At 71.0% G+C, this 19,817-nt stretch carries 13 protein-coding genes and 1 riboswitch; of the genes, 10 read left to right on the forward strand and 3 right to left on the reverse strand.

Annotation, left to right across the window (positions count from 1 at the left end):
• Window positions 1-159 precede the first annotated feature (159 nt).
• From K2224_RS34975 to K2224_RS34990, 4 genes are all read left to right on the forward strand, one after another.
• On the forward strand, window positions 160-2,280 hold the full coding sequence (locus K2224_RS34975) for a type IIA DNA topoisomerase subunit B (protein ID WP_221911143.1): 2,121 nt from the start codon (window positions 160-162) through the stop codon (window positions 2,278-2,280).
• Between the two features lie 158 nt (window positions 2,281-2,438).
• On the forward strand, window positions 2,439-2,927 hold the full coding sequence (locus K2224_RS34980) for a DUF1453 domain-containing protein (RefSeq protein ID WP_221911144.1): 489 nt from the start codon (window positions 2,439-2,441) through the stop codon (window positions 2,925-2,927).
• Window positions 2,928-2,958: 31 nt separating this feature from the next.
• The gene (locus K2224_RS34985; RefSeq protein WP_221911145.1) at window positions 2,959-4,125 is read left to right on the forward strand and encodes a sensor histidine kinase; all 1,167 of its coding nucleotides are present in this window, start codon (window positions 2,959-2,961) and stop codon (window positions 4,123-4,125) included.
• On the forward strand, window positions 4,122-4,808 hold the full coding sequence (locus K2224_RS34990) for a response regulator transcription factor (protein WP_221911146.1): 687 nt from the start codon (window positions 4,122-4,124) through the stop codon (window positions 4,806-4,808). The genes K2224_RS34985 and K2224_RS34990 overlap by 4 nt, the downstream gene beginning before the upstream one ends.
• Before the next feature lie 535 nt (window positions 4,809-5,343).
• On the opposite strand, the gene K2224_RS34995 is transcribed toward K2224_RS34990, so the two are convergent.
• Window positions 5,344-6,351 (reverse strand): sucrase ferredoxin, encoded by a 1,008-nt coding sequence (locus tag K2224_RS34995; RefSeq protein ID WP_221911147.1) that lies wholly within the window; start codon window positions 6,349-6,351, stop codon window positions 5,344-5,346.
• Window positions 6,352-6,833: 482 nt separating this feature from the next.
• On the opposite strand from K2224_RS34995, the gene K2224_RS35000 reads away from it, so the two are divergent.
• The gene (locus K2224_RS35000) at window positions 6,834-7,949 is read left to right on the forward strand and encodes a GTP-binding protein (protein ID WP_221911148.1); all 1,116 of its coding nucleotides are present in this window, start codon (window positions 6,834-6,836) and stop codon (window positions 7,947-7,949) included.
• A 218-nt stretch (window positions 7,950-8,167) separates the two neighbouring features.
• On the opposite strand, the gene K2224_RS35005 is transcribed toward K2224_RS35000, so the two are convergent.
• A complete protein-coding gene (locus tag K2224_RS35005) occupies window positions 8,168-10,612 on the reverse strand; it encodes a DNA topoisomerase (ATP-hydrolyzing) subunit A (protein ID WP_221911149.1) in 2,445 nt (814 codons plus the stop codon).
• Window positions 10,613-10,927: 315 nt separating this feature from the next.
• On the opposite strand from K2224_RS35005, the gene K2224_RS35010 reads away from it, so the two are divergent.
• The 4 genes from K2224_RS35010 (at window position 10,928) to K2224_RS35025 (ending at window position 15,864) form a co-directional block, all read left to right on the forward strand.
• Window positions 10,928-12,268 (forward strand): pitrilysin family protein, encoded by a 1,341-nt coding sequence (locus tag K2224_RS35010; RefSeq protein ID WP_221912144.1) that lies wholly within the window; start codon window positions 10,928-10,930, stop codon window positions 12,266-12,268.
• Window positions 12,269-12,306: 38 nt separating this feature from the next.
• Window positions 12,307-13,689: a pitrilysin family protein gene (locus tag K2224_RS35015; RefSeq protein WP_221912145.1), complete on the forward strand. Its 1,383-nt coding sequence runs from the start codon at window positions 12,307-12,309 to the stop codon at window positions 13,687-13,689.
• 299 nt (window positions 13,690-13,988) lie between these two features.
• A riboswitch (cyclic di-AMP (ydaO/yuaA leader) is annotated at window positions 13,989-14,145 on the forward strand.
• Window positions 14,146-14,157: 12 nt separating this feature from the next.
• Window positions 14,158-14,937 (forward strand): M23 family metallopeptidase, encoded by a 780-nt coding sequence (locus tag K2224_RS35020; protein ID WP_221911150.1) that lies wholly within the window; start codon window positions 14,158-14,160, stop codon window positions 14,935-14,937.
• Between the two features lie 240 nt (window positions 14,938-15,177).
• Window positions 15,178-15,864, forward strand: a complete 687-nt coding sequence (locus tag K2224_RS35025; RefSeq protein WP_221911151.1) for a GntR family transcriptional regulator — start codon at window positions 15,178-15,180, stop codon at window positions 15,862-15,864.
• Window positions 15,865-16,372: 508 nt separating this feature from the next.
• Here the strand turns inward: K2224_RS35025 and K2224_RS35030 are convergent.
• Window positions 16,373-16,654, reverse strand: a complete 282-nt coding sequence (locus K2224_RS35030; protein ID WP_026247283.1) for an HPr family phosphocarrier protein — start codon at window positions 16,652-16,654, stop codon at window positions 16,373-16,375.
• 198 nt (window positions 16,655-16,852) lie between these two features.
• On the opposite strand from K2224_RS35030, the gene K2224_RS35035 reads away from it, so the two are divergent.
• Window positions 16,853-19,795, forward strand: a complete 2,943-nt coding sequence (locus tag K2224_RS35035; protein ID WP_221911152.1) for a GNAT family N-acetyltransferase — start codon at window positions 16,853-16,855, stop codon at window positions 19,793-19,795.
• Window positions 19,796-19,817: the final 22 nt, after the last annotated feature.

The following is a 19,817-nucleotide window of genomic DNA, read 5'->3' on the forward strand; positions in this document are numbered from 1 at the left end:
GAGCGATCGAACGCGTGAACGAAATTCTACTACCATGGTCACGCTCACGGGTGGCGTCACATCGGCTCTACTGGGCCTCGGTACCCTCTCACCGGCGACACCGCCACAACCGAGTCCGCGGAATGCGGACTGCCAGAAATTCAGCGAGGAGCGAACCGCGTGACCGCCGAGATGTCCGTGCCGTCCACCGCAGTGCTGACCGGGGCAGACCGGGACGGTTCCAACTACACCGCGCGGCACCTGCTCGTCCTCGAGGGCCTGGAAGCCGTCCGGAAGCGCCCCGGCATGTACATCGGCTCGACGGACAGTCGCGGCCTGATGCACTGCCTGTGGGAGATCATCGACAATTCCGTCGACGAGGCGCTCGGCGGCTACTGCGACCACATCGAGGTGATCCTCCACGACGACGGGTCCGTGGAGGTCCAGGACAACGGCCGCGGGATCCCTGTGGACGTCGAGCCCAAGACCGGGCTCAGCGGCGTCGAGGTCGTGATGACCAAGCTGCACGCCGGCGGAAAGTTCGGCGGTGGCTCGTACGCGGCCTCCGGCGGTCTGCACGGCGTCGGCGCCTCGGTGGTCAACGCGCTCTCCGCGCGGCTGGACGTTGAGGTCGACCGCAACAGCAAGACGCATGCGATCAGCTTCCGTCGCGGCGTCCCCGGCGCCTTCGCCAAGCCCGGCCCGGAGGCCCCGTTCGAGCCCGCCAACGGGCTGCGCAAGGGCAAGCGCATCCCCAAGACCAAGACCGGCACCAGGGTGCGCTACTGGGCCGACCGGCAGATCTTCCTCAAGGACGCCAGGCTCTCCCTGGAGACGCTGCACGCCCGCGCCCGCCAGACCGCCTTCCTGGTGCCGGGCCTGACCCTCGTCGTCCGGGACGAGCGCGGCATCGACGGCGCAGGGAAGACGGAGGAGACCTTCCGCTACGACGGCGGGATCAGCGAGTTCTGCGAGTACCTCGCGCAGGACAAGGCCGTCTGCGATGTCCTGCGGCTGACCGGCCACGGCACCTTCAAGGAGACCGTGCCCGTCCTCGACGAGCGCGGTCACATGACGCCCACCGAAGTCACCCGTGAACTGGGTGTCGACATCGCCCTCCGGTGGGGCACCGGCTACGACTCGACGATCAAGTCGTTCGTGAACATCATCGCCACCCCCAAGGGCGGCACCCATGTCGCCGGCTTCGAGCGCTCGGTGACCAAGACCGTCAACGAAGTGCTGCGGTCCAGCAAGCTGCTGCGCGTCGCCGAGGACGACGTCGTCAAGGACGACGCCACGGAGGGACTGACCGCCGTCGTCACGGTGCGGCTCGCAGAGCCGCAGTTCGAGGGCCAGACCAAGGAGGTGCTCGGTACCTCCGCCGCCTCCCGGATCGTCGCCCAGGTGGTCAGCAAGGAACTCAAGGCGTTCCTGACGTCCACCAAGAGGGACGCCAAGCAGCAGGCGCGCTCCGTACTGGAGAAGATCGTCGCCGCGGCCCGTACGCGCATCGCCGCCCGCCAGCACAAGGAGGCCCAGCGTCGGAAGACGGCACTGGAATCCTCCTCCCTGCCGGCCAAGCTCGCGGACTGCCGCAGCGACGACGTCGACCGCAGCGAGCTGTTCATCGTCGAGGGCGACTCGGCGCTGGGCACCGCCAAGCTGGCGCGGAACTCCGAGTTCCAGGCGCTGCTGCCGATCCGCGGCAAGATCCTCAACGTCCAGAAGTCGTCGGTCTCCGACATGCTCAAGAACGCCGAGTGCGGCGCCATCATCCAGGTCATAGGGGCGGGTTCGGGCCGCACGTTCGACATCGACGCGGCCCGCTACGGCAAGGTCATCTTCCTGGCCGACGCCGATGTCGACGGCGCACACATCCGGATTCTGCTGCTGACGCTCTTCCAGCGGTACATGCGGCCGATGGTCGAGCAGGGCCGGGTCTTCGCCGCCGTGCCGCCGCTGCACCGCATCGAGCTGACCAACCCCAAGAAGGGGCAGGACAAGTACATCTACACCTACTCGGACAACGAGCTGCGCCAGACGCTGCTGGAGCTTCAGCGCAAGAACGTCCGCTACAAGGACAGCATCCAGCGCTACAAGGGCCTGGGTGAGATGGACGCCGACCAGCTCGCCGAGACGACCATGGACCCGCGCCACCGCACCCTGCGCCGGATCAACATCAGCGACCTGGAGGCGGCGGAGAAGACCTTCGACCTCCTGATGGGCAACGAGGTCGCCCCCCGTAAGGAGTTCATCACCAACTCCGCGGCCACTCTGGACCGTTCGCGCATCGACACCTGAGCCGGCCCCAGGCCGTTACGGGCGTCTCTCCACCTGGGGGTGGAGAGACGCCCGTCGCCATTTCCACCCGCGGCCCACCCTGGCTCCGATCCGGGCCACGGGGCTCTCTCCGTAGCGTCTGGGGCATCGACATTCCCCCTTTCACGGAGGCTCGGGCCATGACCGGCTTGCTCAACATCGCCGTGCTCGTCGCGGTAGTCGCGTTCGTCTTCGCGCGGCAGTTCACCGCGCAGCGCGTCTCGTCGGAGGGCAGGATGTGGTGGCTGATACCGGTTGTCCTGGCCTTCCTGGCGCTGCGGCAGCCCGACCTCCTGGACCCCGTCCATCGTGCTGCCTCCGTGGTCCTGCTGGCCGCGACGATCCTGATCGGACTGGCGGGCGGCGCGGCATGGGCGTGGACCACCCGTCTCTGGACGGACGAGCAGGGCGCGATCTGGACCAAGGGAACCTGGGCGGCGGCCGGCGTGTGGCTCTGCGCCATGGCCTTGCGCCTGGGCCTCATGGGCGTCGCCGCCGCCCTTGGTGTTCACCAGAACAGCCAGTCGACGCTGCTGTCCGTAGCCGCCATGCTGCTCGCCCGTGCCGGTGTCACCGCCTGGCGGGCCCGGGGACTGCAGCCGACGTACCGTGTTCCTGTCGCGGGCTGAGGTCCTGCGCCACGCACCGAAAGGACCCGACGTGCCGCCGAACGCCTTGACGAGTTGGCCGCTGCGGGAGTCGCTCTCCAAGGAGGGCCTCAGCGAGACTCGTCTGCTGATCGGCCGAGGCGTCCGCGTCGTGGCGGTCGGCGGCTTGCTCTGGGCCACCTTCGGGAGCGGGACCTTCAGCGGTTGGGGACTGGCCGCCGCGGGTGCCGTGCTGGTCGTCACCGTGCTGGCGTTCCGGGGCTTCTTCCGCATGACACTGGAACGGCGTCTCTGGCCCTCCATCGGCCTGTTCGCCGTGCTGGAGGCGGCTGCCTTCGGCTTCTTCCTGGTGGGCGCCCGTGTACCGGCGATCGTCCTCTGGTGCGCCTGCGCCTTGACGGCGATGGAGCGGCTGCCTCTGGGCGCCGCGATGCCGTGCTCCGCCCTCGCACTCGGCGGCTTCGTCACGGTGAACCACGACAACTGGATGACCACCGCGGTGACTGCCGGAGGTCTGGCCCTCGCCGGCTACGTCGTGCGCCTGGATGCCGAGGCGCGCGGCAACGCACAGCGACTGCTGGCCCAGGAGCGCGCGGCCCGCAGTGCCGAGGCGGAAACCGCGGCGCTCGCCGAACGGGGCCGGATCGCCCGCGAGATCCACGATGTGCTCGCACACAGCCTCAGTGCCCAACTGGTGCATCTGGAGGCGGTTCGCCAATTGATCCAGCGCAGCAGTGATCTGGAGGCGGATCGCGAACAACTGCTGGAGCGGGTGGTGGCATGCCGTGGAATGGCGCGAGAAGGGCTTGACGGCACGCGTGAGGCTCTTTCCGCCCTGCGTGGGGAGATGGTCCCGGTCGACGACTTCCTGCGCCATCTGACGGCCGCTGAGGGCGCACAGCTGGACATCGTGGGGGAGCGGCGCACGCTGTCCGCCGAGGCGGGACTCGCGGTCCGGAGGGTTGCGCAAGAGGCGCTGACCAACGTACGCAAGCACGCCCCCGGTGCCCAGGTGCGCGTGCGGCTCGAGTACGCCGAGGGCAACGTGGATCTGGAGGTGCGCGACTCCGGTGGTCGTGGCACGCCGGGTGAGCTGGCGCAGAGCGGTTCCGGGTACGGTCTCCTCGGGATGCGGGAGCGCGCCGAACTCCTCGGCGGAACGCTGGAGTCCGCCCCCGACGAGGAGGGTTTCGTGGTGCGGTTGTGGGTGCCCGCATGACGGCGCGTACGACGAGGCGTGTGGTCGTGGCCGACGATCAGACGGTGGTGCGTGAGGGAATCGTGATGCTGCTGGGTCTGTTGCCGGGCATCGAGGTGGTCGGTTCGGCAGCCGACGGCGACGAGGCCGTCCGCCTGGTTGCCGAACTCGCCCCCGATGTCGTCCTGATGGACCTGCGGATGCCGCGCTGTGACGGAGTCGAGGCCACACGCCGCATCCGCGCGGAGCACCCCGGCACACAGGTCGTGGTGCTCACCACGTATGCCGATGACGACTCGCTCTTTCCCGCGCTGCAGGCGGGCGCTCACGGGTATCTCACCAAGGATGCCGACGGTGACGAGATCGTCCGCGCCATCGACGACGTGCTCTCGGGTGAGGCCGGCCTGTCACCGAAGATCCAACGCCGTCTGCTGGAGCGCATCGCCGAGCCCGCCGTAAGCCGGCCGCAACCCCCCGACGAGCCGCCGGACGGGCTCACGGCAAGGGAGTTGGAGGTTCTGCGTCTTGTCGCGTCAGGGCAGAGCAATCCGGAGATCGCCCGGACACTGCACGTCTCCACGGCGACGGTGAAGACCCACATCAACAATCTCTTCGCGAAGGCGGGACTCCGGGATCGGGCCCAGGCGATCCACTACGCCTACCGTCATGGGCTCGCGGAGCCTCCTGGCGCATCGGCGCGGTGATCCGCGAGGCCGGACGCTGCCCGCCAAGTCGGCGAAGGGCGTTGAGATTTCCCAGGAGGACCCGGAGGGCATGGCCTCGGGGCACGCTCAAGGCGAGGGCGAGGCATGAGCGGGCGCAGGCATGGCGGTTATCCACAGCCCGCGCGGTGGCGGGTTGTGTCTGCGTAGCCTCGCAGGGTCAGGTCCGAGGCCGGTCGTCCCGACCATCCCATGTCGGTTGGCGGCTGGAGCAGAGCGTCGCGCTCGGGCGTGCGAAAGACCGGTCGTTGTGCGCGCAAGGGCAGAGGGGGGAGCGGGCATGTGTGCTGCGGGAGGGGTTGCCGGGGCGTCGATCGTGGGCGTGCGGAGCAGCCGGAGTCGCGCCACCGCGCTGAGAGCTGCGGGGGCGGTGTTGAGTCTGGGGTTCGCTACCACGCTGGGGCTGGCGTTGGGGGTTGTGTTGGCTCGCGCTGTGGAATCCGGCGCCACACGGGTCGGTGGGACACGGAACTCCGATCGGAGCGGCGAAGCGGCGGAGCCGGATCCGCCTCCGGTGTCAGAACGGCGGACCAGCGGACGAGAAGGGCCGTCCAGCAGCGCCGTCCGTGAGCGTGGTGACGGAGGCGACCGCCATTCGCGACGGTGGACCGAGCGGCGCACCACAGCTGGCGGGCGACGGAGCACCATCGGTCCGCTCATCGACCACCACACACCACGCCCTCCCGTCGGCGTGCGCAACGGTGACGGTCCAACTGCGAGGGACATCAGCCATCGGACCACCGGCAGGCGCCCGTCCGTGCCCGTCCCCCGGTTCGGGCCGCATCGGGTCGGTCCCTACGACGTCGAGTGCGTCCGCGCGCCACTCCCGGATCAGCTCCCGGACCGCCAGGTCGGCGGCTTGGGCCGGCCGGTCCCACGTCGAGCGGCCCCGGCACTGGTCGAGCGCGACGAGTCCATGGCGCGCCGCTTCCACGACATCCTCGACGAGCTGAGCCGAGGCACGCCCGTAGGCGTAGCCGTACGGGAGGACGAAGAGAGTGGGGGAGAAGCGGTGACCGCCGATGTGCGTCACCTCCCAGGTCTCGGTGATGCCGGCAGCCAGCTGGGCGGCCAGCGGTCGTCCGAGGAGGGCGCAGCAGCGATCCCGTTTGCCGTTGGTGCACACAAGCACCACAGGGTCGCCGGTGTACGGCTCCCAGAGACCGAGGTGTTCGCCGGCTCCCGCGGCGGCGAAATCCAGGTCGAGCGCGGCTCCAGGGTCGGTGACGGTGGTGGTGCGGACCCAGGAGCGGCCGGGAGCGGTGTGCGCGAGGAACAGGCGGCGCCGGGGGGTGCCGTGGAAATCGGCGTGGCGTCCGGGGCGCCGGATGAGAGCGATGCGTACGCCAGTGCCGTCTGCCGAGGCCTCCAGGGCCCGGCCGATGTGCGGGTCGAAGTGGCTGTCTTCCAGCGCCCTGGCTCCCCACGGCCCGGCTTGCTCGATCAACAGCCAGGTCCGGGCGGTGGCTGCCGTCCCGGTCAGAGGTTCGGCCGCTTCGAGGGAAGCGCTGGCGCATCTGTTCACGAAGGCGAGCCTAACCCGGAGTGTCATGTCCGGAATGCCGGGAGGGCGGCTAGGCACGCAACGACGAGTGGTGGTGGTCGGTCGTGCCTCCGGTACAGCGGAGTCGGGCGTGGAGGCCGATGGGTGCGGCGCCGCTCGGCGAGGCGCAGGAGCAGGGGGCCGCGGCCAGCAGGGCCCAACGTGGGCAGGCAGAAGCGATGACGTCGGCGCGCAGGTATCGCGTGCCTCGGGTGTTGGGCGGGGCGGCCCTGGCCTGCCATAGGGCCAGAGCTTCGCGGTCAGCCTTGGTGTGATCTTGGTGTGATCCGTGGTGGGCATCGTTCGATGCGTGTGGTTGCTATCGGAGGCCGCGGCGCGCTTGAGCTGGGACACCGCCCCAGGTGAGAAGCGGGGCGGGGCATTACACGGGTGGTCCGTTACGATCGACAGCTCGTCCGCCGCTGGGCCGCGCGGCCCGCCACCCGCTCCATGGAGGCGTCCTCTTGGCCACGCAACAGATCCCGGTCGTCGTGCTCGCGGGCTTCCTGGGGTCGGGCAAGACCACCCTCCTCAACCACCTGCTGCGCGCCGGTGACGGCACTCGCATCGGCGCGATCGTCAATGACTTCGGCAGCATCGAGATCGATGCCATGACGGTCGCCGGGCAGGTCGACTCGATGGTCTCGCTCGGCAACGGGTGCCTGTGCTGTGCCGTCGACACCAGCGAACTGGACACCTATCTGGAACGGCTGGCCCGCCCTGCGGCCCGTATCGACGTGATCGTCATCGAGGCCAGTGGCCTGGCCGAGCCGCAGGAGCTCATCCGCATGATCCTCGCGAGCGAGAACGACCGCATCGTCTACGGCGGGCTGATCGAGGTCGTCGACGCGGCGGAGTTCGAGGACACGCGTGCCCGGCATCCGGAGCTGGACCGGCACGTGGGGATCGCCGACCTCGTAGTGCTCAACAAGGCCGACCGCCTCGGGGACGAGGCGCGCCGGGGACTCATCGGCACGCTTGCGGACCTTGCCCCCGGCAGGCCGGTGATCTGCACGGCGTACGGGCAGATCGACCCCGAGATGTTCTTCGACCGAGGGCCGGGAGGGGACCGTGACGCGGCGGTCCACCAGTTGTCGTTCGAAGACCTGTTGCGGGAGGCTTCTGCCAACGGAGCACCGGGGCAGGGATTCGTCGACGATGACGGTGACCACGACCATCAGGGCTGCCACGACTGCGATGGCGAGCACCCCGGTCACCTCCACGCCGCCTACGAGAGCGTCGAGTTCACGTCCGTCGAGCCGATGCATCCGCGCCGCCTGATGGAGTTCCTGGACAGCCGACCCGGCGGGCTCTATCGGATCAAGGGATTCGTCCACTTCGACGTGCCGGAGAGCCGCCAGAAGTTCATGCTGCACGCGGTCGGCAACTTTCTGCGCTTCTACCCCGAGCCCTGGCAGAAGGGCGAGGAACGCTGCACACAGCTGGTGATGATCGGTAGCGGCATCGACGCTCCGGCGCTGCGCAAGGAGCTGGAGAGCTGCCGGCAGACCGCCCCGGCGGAGGCGGATGAGAACAGCATGTGGGGCGTGCTGCGATACGTGCCTTCGCGGGAGGATTAAGGGCTGGCCGAGGCGGCAGGAGTGTGCCGTGCGCTCATCACAGGGTGGACCACGTGCCGTCAGGCGGTCCCGGGCCCGGGAATTGATGTCGTAGGCGCCGTCAGGCGCAGTCTGCCACCACCCGAGCCGCTTGCTGGCGCACACAACAGACGCCGCCGAGGCGGTTGTTCACCACCCGGGCGGCGTCTGGTGTGTGCGGTGTTGTCCTGCTGTCGTGGCTACACGGGACCGGCCAGTGACGACACCGGCTTGGCCAGTGCCACTCCGGAGCCGTCCCGGCGGGGGTCCGGATCCGGCAGCGGGACCGGTGCGCCCTTGGCGTCAGCGGCCCGCGCCGGCGCCGGGCCGGCCCAGGCCATCGTCAGGCAGTCCTCGCCTTTCAGGAACCGCTGACAGCGCACGCCACCGGTGGCCCGGCCCTTGCGCGGGTACTGGTCGAACGGAGTGAGCTTGGCCGTCGCCACCGAGTCGTCCAGCGTGCCGTGCGAGCCGGCGACCGTGAACACCACGGCGTCCACGGCCGGATCGACCGCCGCGAAGGCGAGCACCTTCGCGCCCTGGCCCAGTTTGATGCCCGCCATGCCGCCCGCCGGCCGCCCCTGCGGCCGTACCTGCGACGCCGGATACCGCAGCAGCTGCGCCTCGTCGGTGATGAAGACCAGGTCCTCCTCGCCGGTACGCAGCTCCGCCGCGCCCACGATGCGGTCGCCCTCCTTGAGGGTGATGACCTCCAACTCGTCCTTGTTGGACGGGTAGTCGGGCACCACCCGCTTGACGACGCCCTGTTCCGTGCCGAGCGCGAGTCCTGGCGAGGACTCGTCCAGCGTCGTCAGGCACACCAGCTGCTCGCCGTCCTCGAGGCTCAAGAACTCGGGGACCGGCGCACCACCGGCGACACTGGGCGTCGCGGAGTCCGGAAGCTGCGGCAGGTCGATCACCGTCAGCCGCAGCAGCCGCCCGAGGGACGTCACCGCGCCCACCTCGCCGCGGGCCGTCGCCGGCACCGCCGAGACGATCACATCGTGCTTGGCGCGCTTGGCGTCGGCGTCGAACGCCGTCTCCGCCGTGGTCGTACGCGCCAACAGGCCCGTGGAGGACAGCAGTACCCGGCACGGGTCGTCGGAGACCTCCAGCGGCACCGCGGCGACCGGGGCGCCCGCGGACTCCAGCAGGACCGTGCGGCGCGGCGTGCCGTACTTCTTCGCGACCGAGGCCAGCTCATTGGAGACCAGCTTGCGCAGTTCGGCGTCCGACTCCAGGATCCGGGTCAGCTCCGCGATCTCGGACTCCAGCCGGTCGCGCTCCGACTCCAGCTCGATCCGGTCGAACTTGGTCAGCCGGCGCAGCGGGGTGTCCAGGATGTACTGCGTCTGCACGTCGCTCAGTGAGAACCGGGTCATCAGGCGCTCCTTGGCCTGTGCGCTGTTCTCGCTGGACCGGATCAGGCGGATGACCTCGTCGATGTCCACGAGGGCCGTCAGCAGCCCCTCGACCAGGTGGAGCCGGTCGCGCCGCTTGGTGCGGCGGAACTCGCTGCGCCGGCGCACCACCTCGAAGCGGTGGTCGACGTAGACCTCCAGCAGTTCCTTGAGGCCGAGCGTCAGCGGCTGGCCGTCCACCAGGGCGACGTTGTTGATGCCGAAGGACTCTTCCATCGGCGTGAGCTTGTAGAGCTGCTCCAGTACGGCCTCCGGGTTGAAGCCGTTCTTCACCTCGATCACCAGGCGCAGGCCGTGCTCGCGGTCGGTGAGGTCCTTCACGTCCGCGATGCCCTGGAGCTTCTTGGCCCCCACCAGGTCCTTGATCTTGGAGATGACCTTCTCCGGGCCGACCGTGAAGGGGAGTTCGGTGACGACCAGGCCCTTGCGGCGGGCGGTGACGTTCTCCACCGAGACCGTGGCACGGATCTTGAACGTGCCGCGGCCCTTCTCGTACGCGTCCCGTACACCGTTCAGGCCCACGATCCGGCCGCCCGTCGGCAGGTCCGGCCCCGGGACGAAGCGCATCAGGCTGTCGAGGTCGGCGTTCGGGTGCTTGATCAGGTGGCGGGCCGCGGCGATCACTTCGCCGAGGTTGTGCGGCGGCATGTTCGTCGCCATACCGACGGCGATGCCGGACGATCCGTTGACGAGGAGGTTCGGATACGCGGCGGGGAGGGTGACCGGTTCCTGCTCCTGGCCGTCGTAGTTCGGCGTGAAGTCGACGGTGTCCTCGTCGATGGACTCCGTCATCAGGGACGTCGCGGACGCCATCCGGCACTCGGTGTACCGCATCGCGGCGGGCGGGTCGTCGTTGCCCAGGGAACCGAAGTTGCCGTGGCCGTCCACCAGGGGCAGCCGCATCGAGAACGGCTGCGCCATGCGCACCAGGGCGTCGTAGATCGACGCGTCGCCGTGCGGGTGGAGCTTGCCCATCACCTCGCCGACGACCCGGGCGCACTTCACATAGCTGCGGTCGGGCCGCAGGCTCATCTCGTTCATCTGGTAGAGGATGCGGCGGTGCACGGGCTTGAGACCGTCGCGGGCGTCCGGCAGGGCGCGGGAGTAGATGACCGAATACGCGTACTCGAGGAAGGAACCCTGCATCTCGTCGACGACGTCGATGTCGAGGATCCTCTCCTCGAAGTCGTCCGGAGGCGGGGTCTTCGTGCTGCGGCGGGCCATCGCGGCTGCGGCTCCTTCTGCTGCGTCTACTGCCGATGTGTGATCAACGCTGTTGGGTCAACGCTTCGGGCCAACGCCGGGGACCAACGTTGACCGCCCGGCCGGCGGACCGACCGGCGAGTCCGATGAGTCTGACGCGGACCATTGTGGACCGCCCCACTGACAACGCTCACCACGACTCCCCCCTTCGCGCCCCGCCGCGGGCCGCGGCGCACGTTCGGGCCCCCTTCCTCACGGGAACTTCGCCAGATGCCTGCGCGGTTGCATACAGTGACAGAACTTCCTCGCAAGCGGATCGAAGGGACGTACATGCCCATGGGTCACACGGCCACAGAACAAGCCGGCTCCGGCGGCCTGACAGCGACCGAGCACCGGCTGGCCAACGGCCTGCGCGTGGTGCTCTCCGAGGACCATCTGACGCCGGTGGCGGCCGTCTGCCTGTGGTACGACGTCGGCTCGCGCCACGAGGTCAAGGGCCGTACGGGCCTGGCTCACCTCTTCGAGCACCTGATGTTCCAGGGGTCCGCGCAGGTGAAGGGCAACGGCCACTTCGAGCTCGTCCAGGGCGCCGGCGGCTCGCTCAACGGGACCACCAGTTTCGAGCGCACCAACTACTTCGAGACCATGCCCGCCCATGAGCTGGAGCTCGCCCTCTGGCTGGAGGCGGACCGGATGGGCTCGCTGCTGGTCGCCCTCGACGAGGAGTCCCTGGAGAACCAGCGCGACGTCGTCAAGAACGAGCGTCGCCAGCGCTATGACAACGTCCCCTACGGCACGGCCTTCGAGAAGCTGACGGCCATGGCCTACCCCGAGGGGCACCCGTACCACCACACGCCCATCGGGTCGATGGCCGACCTCGACGCCGCCTCCCTGGAGGACGCGCGGGCCTTCTTCCGGACGTACTACGCGCCCAACAACGCGGTCCTGTCCATCGTGGGCGACATCGACCCCGAGCAGACGCTGGCCTGGGTGGAGAAGTACTTCGGTTCCATCCCGTCGCACGACGGCAAGCAGCCGCCGCGCGACGGCAGCCTGCCGGAGACCATCGGCGACCAGCTCCGCACCGTCGTCGAGGAGGACGTCCCCTCGCGGGCCCTGATGGCCGCCTACCGCCTCCCGCAGGACGGTTCCCGCGAGGCCGACGCCGCCGATCTCGCGCTCACCATCCTGGGCGGCGGCGAGTCCTCGCGCCTGTACAACCGCCTGGTGCGGCGCGACCGGAGCGCGGTCGCCGCCGGCTTCGGCCTGCTGCGGTTGGCCGGCGCGCCCTCGCTGGGCTGGCTGGACGTGAAGACGTCCGGCGGCACGGAGGTGCCCGCCATCGAGGCCGCCGTCGACGAGGAGTTGGCCCGCTTCGCCGAAGAGGGCCCGACCCCCGAGGAGATGGAGCGGGCCCAGGCCCAGTTGGAGCGCGAATGGCTGGACCGGCTCGCCACGGTCAGCGGCCGAGCCGACGAACTGTGCCGCTTCGCCGTCCTGTTCGGCGACCCGCAGCTCGCGCTGACCGCCGTCCAGCGCGTCCTGGAGATCAGCCCGCTGGAGGTGCAGGCGGTCGCCAAGGCCCGGCTGCGCCCCGACAACCGCGCCGTGCTCGTCTACGAGCCCACCGCGAACACCGACGCCGCCGGCACCGAGGAAGAGGAGGCGGCCAAGTGACCGACGCCACCACCCCCGCAGACGCCCCCGTGAGCACCATGGAGTTCCACCCGCAGCCCCGGGGCGGCGCTCCCAAGCCGTGGGCCTTCCCCGCGCCCGAGCGCAGCCGGCTGGCGAACGGTCTGACCCTGCTGACCAGCCACCGCCCCGGCCAGCAGGTCGTCGCGGTGGAGATCAACCTCGTCGCGCCCCTGGAGGCCGAGCCCGAGGGCCTCGACGGCGTCGCCACGATCATGGCCCGCGCGCTGTCCGAGGGCACCGACAAGCACACCGCCGAGGAGTTCGCCGCCGAGCTGGAGCGCTGCGGCGCCACCCTGGACGCGCACGCCGACCACCCCGGTGTACGGGTCGCCCTGGAGGTCCCCGCCTCCCGGTTGCCGCGCGCCCTCGGCCTGCTCGCCGACGCGCTGCGCGCCCCGGCCTTCCCGGACAGCGAGATCGAGCGGCTGGTCCGCAACCGCCTCGACGAGATCCCGCACGAGCTGGCCAACCCGGCCCGGCGCGCCGCGATGGCGCTCTCCAAGGAGCTGTTCCCGGCCACCTCACGGATGTCGCGGCCCCGTCAGGGCACCGAGGAGACGGTCGCCCGGATCGACGCGACCGCCGTCCGCGCCTTCTACGACGCCCATGTCCGCCCCGCCACCGGCACCGCCGTCGTCGTCGGCGACTTCACCGGCGTCGACCTGGCCGCGGCGCTGGCCGACACCCTCGGCGCCTGGACGGGCTCCACCGCCGAACCGCGGCAGCCCTCCCCGGTGGTCGCCGACGACACCGGCCGCGTGGTGATCGTCGACCGTCCCGGTGCCGTCCAGACGCAACTGCTCATCGGGCGGATCGGTGCCGACCGGCACGACCAGGTATGGCCCGCCCAGGTGCTCGGCACGTACTGCCTGGGCGGCACCCTCACCTCCCGTCTGGACCGGGTGCTGCGCGAGGAGAAGGGCTACACCTACGGGGTGCGCTCCTTCGGGCAGGTACTGCGCTCCAGCGCCCCGTCCTCCCCGGAGGGGGCCACCGGCGCCGCCCTGCTCGCCATCAGCGGGTCGGTGGACACCGCGTCCACCGGGCCGGCGCTCCAGGACCTGTGGACGGTGCTGCGGACCCTCGCGGCGGAGGGGCTGACGGACGCCGAGCGCGACGTGGCGGTGCAGAACCTCGTCGGTGTCGCACCGCTGAAGTACGAGACCGCCGCCGCGGTCGCCGGCACGCTGGCCGACCAGGTGGAGCAGCAGCTCCCGGACGACTACCAGGCGCAGTTGTACGTCCGGCTCGCGGAGACCGGCACCGTCGAGGCGACCGCCGCGGTCGTCAACGCCTTCCCGGTGGACCGGCTGGTGACGGTCCTGGTGGGTGACGCGGCGCAGATCGCCGAGCCCGTCAAGGCGTTGGGCATCGGCGAGGTGACGGTCGTCAGCAGCTGACCCCCGGTGTGACGGGCCCTCACCCGACGGCCCGTCATCTGTCGACAAAGCGGCTCCCGTGGCGGGCACTTGCCACGGGAGCCGCTTCGCGTGCACGCCATGTCACCCTGTGCCCGCGGCGGGAACGGCCGGTGGGAACCGTGCTGCGCGGACGGTCGAGGATGCCCGGCCGGTTGTGCCGGTTGCCCGATTCGCGTGTGGCGTGGCGCACAAAAATCCGGTTCTGTTTGCCGATCGAAAGTTGTCCCGATTAGCGTCGGTCCGGCTGTTCGTCACAACTCCGCCACACCAGTGGCACCGGACAGCCATCGCCGAGTCCCCGTACGGCGCGAGCCAGGGGAGCCGGGGACCCACATGTCCCTTGGGGTGAATCGGGCGCCTCCCCGGAGGAACCCGTAGGAGACCTTCCTGCTCCGAACCCGTCAGCTAACCCGGTAGGCGAGAGGGAAGGAAAGGACCAGCCGCCACATGGCGTTCACCCGTGCCACCGGGAAGCACCGCCGCGCGAGCCGTACCGCTCGCACCACCCGCAACCTCGCCGGCATAGCCACCCTGGCCGCCTCCGGTGTCGTCGCCTCCGTGGCGTCGCCCGCGCTGGCCGCCACGGACGAGCCCGCTCTCCACGACACCGGCCTCCGGCAGGCCGTCGTGATGGGTGACGAACTCGCCGTCCGGATCGAGGCCCAGGCGGACGCGCAGCAGGCCGCTGCCGAGGCCGCGGCGGCCAAGGCGAAGGCCGAAGCCGAGGCCGCCCGGCGGGCCGAGGCGGCGAAGAAGAAGGCCGACGAGGAGCGCGCGGCCAAGGTGCGCGCCGCCCGCGAGGCCGAGCGCAAGCGCCTCAACACCTTCGTCGCTCCGGTGACCGGCTCCTACGTCTCCACCGCCTACAAGGCGTCCAGCGGCCTGTGGTCCTCGGGCAGCCACACCGGCATCGACTTCCACGCCGCCTACGGCACTTCCGTTCACGCGGTCGGTTCGGGCACCGTCGTCGAGGCCGGCTGGGGCGGCGCGTACGGCAACAACGTCGTGATCAAGATGAACGACGGTACGTACACCCAATACGGTCACCTTTCGTCGATCGGGGTGACGGTCGGACAGACGGTCACCCCCGGGCAGCAGATCGCCCTCTCCGGCAACACCGGCAACACCACCGGTCCGCACCTCCACTTCGAGGCGCGGACCGGTCCCGACTACGGCTCGGACATCGACCCGGTCGCCTACCTCCGCGCGCACGGCGTCACCGTCTGACCCACCCGGACCCCGCCGCAGCACCGTCCCCCGGAGCCCCGTCCCGCCACACCGGCAGGCCGGGGCTCCGTCGTCTCCCGGAAAAGGCCGGCACGGGGGCGTGTACCGACTCCCACGCATCGGCCGAAAAGCTTCGGTGAATTCACGAGATCCCGAGGGAGAATTCCCAACGGTCGAATAAAGTCAGGGAATGTCGCCGCAGGGGCGGCGGTCCCGGTGATTACGGCGGAGGCACTGACGATGCGAGGCCATATTTCCGCGCATGCGGTGTGCACGGCGATTCGCGACGATATCGTCGCCGGTGCACTGGCGCCGGGCAGCCGACTGATCGAGGACATTCTCGCCGCGCGGTACGGCGTATCCAGGGTCCCGGTGCGGGAAGCGCTGCGCACCCTCCAGTCCGAGGGCTTCGTCACCACCCGCCATCACGCGGGCGCCTGCGTCGCCGAACTCACCGAGCAGGAGGCCGCCGACCTCCTCGACCTCCGTGCCCTCGTGGAGCCGCTGGGCGCTGCCCGCGCGGCCGCCCGCCGCACCTCCGCCCATCTGAAGGTGCTGCGCGGCCTGGTGCGGCTCGGTCGTGAGCGGGCCCGGCACGGCCATGCCGCCGACCTGCGGCAACTGGACGGCTGGTTCCACGAAACGCTCGCCCAGGCGGCCGGCAGCCCCAGCCTCACGGCACTCCTCACCCAGCTGCGGCGCAAGATCGAGTGGATGTACGTCATGGAGCCACCGTCCCGGGTCACCGCATCGTGGGACGAGCACGGTGCCGTGCTTGACGCGGTGGCCAGGGGTGACGCGGAACGGGCGCGCGCCCTCATGGCGGCGCACATCGAGCGGTCGCTTCCCGTGTACCGGCTGCGGCGCGCCGCTCCCGGTGTGAGGGACCCGAAACGCCCCGTCAACACGGCGCGCGCCCGGGCTTAACAATGGCCCCGTATAAAAAGGGACGGGAAAGGGAATTGCTTCCATGGGGGGAGAGTGGCGGGAAGGCGAGGGGGCGAAGGCGGGGGAGGCTCGTATTTCGCGCTTCGCGCTCTGTGATCCCCACTCTTTCCTTGTCCCCCATTCCGTGGTCCCGCTCTGAGGAATGTACAGGGGTGCGGATTCTGGCTGCCGATGCCGGGATTTCCCGCGCGGAGCTGCACCGGGAAATCCCGCTTCGCTGCGAGGAAAACAGTCGTGCGGCCTTTCCGGGCTCGTGTCTAATGTCCCGGTGGCTTCTTCCCCTTCTCCCCGCGAGCTTCCGGACGTCACCGGGACGCCGGTCGAAGAGTCCGCTGCCGGGCGCGACACCGAGGACGCCCCGGAGGGACAGCGCCCCCGTGACACCGCCCCAGTGAAACGACCCCGCCGCGGCACCGGGTCGTCCCGGTCACCGCGGCGGGGCCGCGTCAGCAGAGGTGGGGAGAAGGGCACCCGGCCCCGAAGCTCCTCAGACGGTCTCGGGGAGCTCCTCGAGACCCTCCGCGACCAGCTTCGCCAGGCGGTCGAGCGCGGCCTCGGCGCCCTCGGCGTCGGAGGCCAGCACGATCTCCTCGCCCCCCTGGGCACCGAGGCCCAGGACCGCGAGCATGGAGGCGGCGTTGACGGGGTTGCCGTCCGCCTTGGAGATCGTCATCGGGACACCGGAGGCGGTGGCCGCTCGGACGAAGATCGACGCGGGGCGGGCGTGCAGGCCCTCGGCCCAACCGACATTGACGCGGCGCTCAGCCATGGTGTTGCCCTTCAAAGTCGTGACTGTTGTCTAGACCATTCTGGCATGCGGCCCGGAGTGGTCCCGAAGCCCTCCGGCCCGGACTCCCGGCCGGCCCGCCCGGACCCCCTTCCGGGCCCTTGCTCCCGGGGCGAGGCCCGGGAAATCGAGCGTACGCACGCCGAGCCGGTTGTCGGTGCCCCGCCGTACTCTGTCCGCATGGAGACGCCGCCGGACCACGCGTACCCGACCCACTGGGAAGCCGACGTGGTCCTGCGCGACGGCGGCACGGCACGCATCCGGCCCATCACGCCCGACGACGCCGAGCGGCTGGTCTCCTTCTACGAGCAGGTCTCGGACGAGTCGAAGTACTACCGCTTCTTCGCCCCGTATCCCCGCCTGTCCGACCGCGACGTCCATCGGTTCACCCACCACGACTACGTCGACCGGGTCGGCCTGGCCGCCACGGTGGGCGGCGAGTTCATCGCCACCGTCCGCTACGACCGCATCGACGACCGCGGGCTGCCCGCCAAGAGCCGCGAGCACGACCAGGCCGAGGTCGCCTTTCTCGTCCAGGACGCCCACCAAGGCCGCGGGGTCGCCTCCGCCCTCCTGGAGCACATCGCCGCGGTCGCCCGTGAACGGGGCATCCGCCGGTTCGCCGCCGAGGTGCTGCCCGCCAACACCAAGATGATCAAGGTGTTCACGGATGCCGGCTACACCCAGAAGCGCACCTTCGAGGACGGAGTCGTCCGCCTGGAGTTCGGCCTCGAACCAACCGAGCAGTCCATGGCCGTGATGCGCGGTCGCGAGCAGCGCGCCGAGGCCCGCTCCGTCCAGCGGCTGCTCGCCCCCGGCGCGATCGCCGTCATCGGCACCGGCCGCGCCCCGGGCGGCCTCGGCCGCACCACACTGCGCAATGTGCTCGACGCCGGCTTCACCGGCCGCGTGCACGCCGTCAACCACGCCTTCCCCGAGGACCTGCGCCGCCTGGAGCCCGAGGGCGTCCCCGCCGTCCGTTCGCTGCGCGAGATCCCCGACCCCGTCGACCTGGCGGTCATCGCCGTCCCCGCGGCCGTCGTCCCCGACGTCGTCCGCGACTGCGGCGAACACGGCGTCCCGGGGGTGCTGGTCCTCTCCTCCGGGTACGCCGAGTCCGGCCCCGAGGGCCGCCAGCGACAGCGCGCGCTGCTCCGCCAGGTCCGCTCGTACGGCATGCGCCTCATCGGCCCCAACGCCTTCGGTCTGCTCAACACCGCCCCCGACGTCCGGCTGAACGCCTCGCTCGCCCCCCGGATGCCCGGCGCCGGCCGCATCGGCCTGTTCACCCAGTCCGGAGCGATCGGCATCGGCCTGCTCAGCGGACTGCACGAGCGCGGCCCCGGTGACGGCGGCATCGCCGGCATCTCCACCTTCGTCTCGGCCGGCAATCGTGCCGACGTCTCCGGGAACGACCTCCTCCAGTTCTGGTACGACGACCCGCACACCGACGTCGCCATCCTCTACCTGGAGTCCATCGGCAACCCACGGAAGTTCACCCGGCTCGCCCGCCGCACCGCCGCCGTCAAGCCCGTGGTCGTCGCCAAAGGCGCCCGGCACCACGGCGCCGCCCCCATGGGCCACGCCGTGCCCACCGTCCGCGTCCCCGACAGCACCGTCGCCGCCCTGATGCGCCAGGCCGGCGTGATCCGCGTCGAGACCGTCACCGAGCTGATCGACGCCGGGCTCCTGCTGGCCTCCCAGCCGCTGCCGACCGGCCCGCGCGTCGCCATCCTGGGCAACTCCGAATCGCTGGCCCTGCTTGCCTACGACGCCTGCCTCACCGAGGGGCTCCGCCCGCAGCGCCCCCATGTCCTGCCCTCCGACGCGACCCCGGACGACTTCCGCGCCGCCCTGGCCGAGGCGCTCGCCGGCGACGGCTGGGACGCCGTCGTCGTCACCGCCATCCCGTGGGTGGGGGAGGAGGGCACCGCCGGCCCGGGCGGGGGCGAGGGCATCGCACTCGCCGACGCCCTGCGCGCCGCGGTCGCCGCCGACCCGGGCAAACCGGTCACCGTCGTCCACCTCGCCATGGACGACCTGGCCGAGACGCTCGCCGCCCCGCCCGAGCCCAACGCGCCGCACGCATCCCAGGAACCGGCCACCCCGGCCCCCGGCCCGGTCCCTGACGCCTCGGGACGCACCCCCGCAGGGCCGCCCCATGAGCACGCCCCGGACCGGGCGTCCGCCCCGGAAGCCCGCCAGACCGCCGCCCCCGAGGCCCCACCCGGCCCCCGCCCCGTCCTCATCCCCGCCTACCCCGCCGCCGAGCGCGCCGTCCGCGCCCTCGCCGAGGCCGTCCGGTACGCCGCCTGGCGCCGCACGGCCGCCGAACCAGGCCGGGTACCCGAATACGACGACATCGAGGAGACGGCCGCCGGCACCGACATCGAGCGGCTCCTCGACCGGCTCACCAGGGAGGTCGCCCCCGGCCGCTCCGTCGCACTGCCGCCCGCCGACGCCGAGGCGCTGCTCGCCCGCTACGGCATCCCCATCCGCCCCGCCCTCCCGGCCCCCGACCCGGACGCCGCCGTCCGCGCCGCCGCCCGGCTCGGCTACCCGGTCGCCCTCAAGGCCACCGCCCCCCACCTGCGGCACCGTGCCGACCTCGGCGGCGTCCGCCTCGACATCGCCGGCGAGGCCGAACTCCGCCGCACCTACACCGAATTGACCGACTTCCTCGGCTCCCCCGAGGAGCTGCGGCCGGTCGTCCAGGCGATGGTGCCGCGCGGCGTCGACACCGTCGTCCGCGCCGCCATCGACCCCTCCGCCGGCGCGGTGCTCTCCTTCGGGCTGGCCGGCGCGCCCTCCCAGTTGCTCGGCGACATGGCCCACCGTCTGATTCCGGCCACCGACCGCGAGGTCACCGAGCAGATCCGGTCGATCCGCAGCGCCCCGCTCCTCTTCGGCTGGCGCGGCTCCCAGCCCGTGGACACCGCCGCCCTGGAGGAGCTCCTGCTGCGGGTCTCCCGGCTCGTCGACGACCACCCCGAGGTGGTCGCGGTGGACCTCGAACCGGTCGTCGTCGCCCCGCGCGGCCTGGCCGTCCTCGATGCCTCCGTCCGGCTCGCCAGACCGCCGGCCACCACCGACCTCGGCCCCCGCCGGCTGCCCGTCTACTGAGGCTCTCGCGGCCCGGTACGCC

Origin of the sequence: Streptomyces sp. BHT-5-2 (assembly GCF_019774615.1) — a bacterium.
Lineage (GTDB): Bacteria > Actinomycetota > Actinomycetes > Streptomycetales > Streptomycetaceae > Streptomyces.

Bases quoted from the DNA above. Each gene is read 5' to 3' on its own strand.
- K2224_RS35015 (WP_221912145.1), top strand. From the start codon at position 12,307: ATGGAGTTCCACCCGCAGCCCCGGGGCGGCGCTCCCAAGCCGTGGGCC.
- K2224_RS35035 (WP_221911152.1), top strand. From the start codon at position 16,853: ATGGAGACGCCGCCGGACCACGCGTACCCGACCCACTGGGAAGCCGAC.
- K2224_RS35010 (WP_221912144.1), top strand. From the start codon at position 10,928: ATGGGTCACACGGCCACAGAACAAGCCGGCTCCGGCGGCCTGACAGCG.
- K2224_RS35020 (WP_221911150.1), top strand. From the start codon at position 14,158: ATGGCGTTCACCCGTGCCACCGGGAAGCACCGCCGCGCGAGCCGTACC.
- K2224_RS35030 (WP_026247283.1), bottom strand. From the start codon at position 16,654: ATGGCTGAGCGCCGCGTCAATGTCGGTTGGGCCGAGGGCCTGCACGCC.
- K2224_RS34980 (WP_221911144.1), top strand. From the start codon at position 2,439: ATGACCGGCTTGCTCAACATCGCCGTGCTCGTCGCGGTAGTCGCGTTC.
- K2224_RS34990 (WP_221911146.1), top strand. From the start codon at position 4,122: ATGACGGCGCGTACGACGAGGCGTGTGGTCGTGGCCGACGATCAGACG.
- K2224_RS35025 (WP_221911151.1), top strand. From the start codon at position 15,178: ATGCGAGGCCATATTTCCGCGCATGCGGTGTGCACGGCGATTCGCGAC.
- K2224_RS35005 (WP_221911149.1), bottom strand. From the start codon at position 10,612: ATGGCCCGCCGCAGCACGAAGACCCCGCCTCCGGACGACTTCGAGGAG.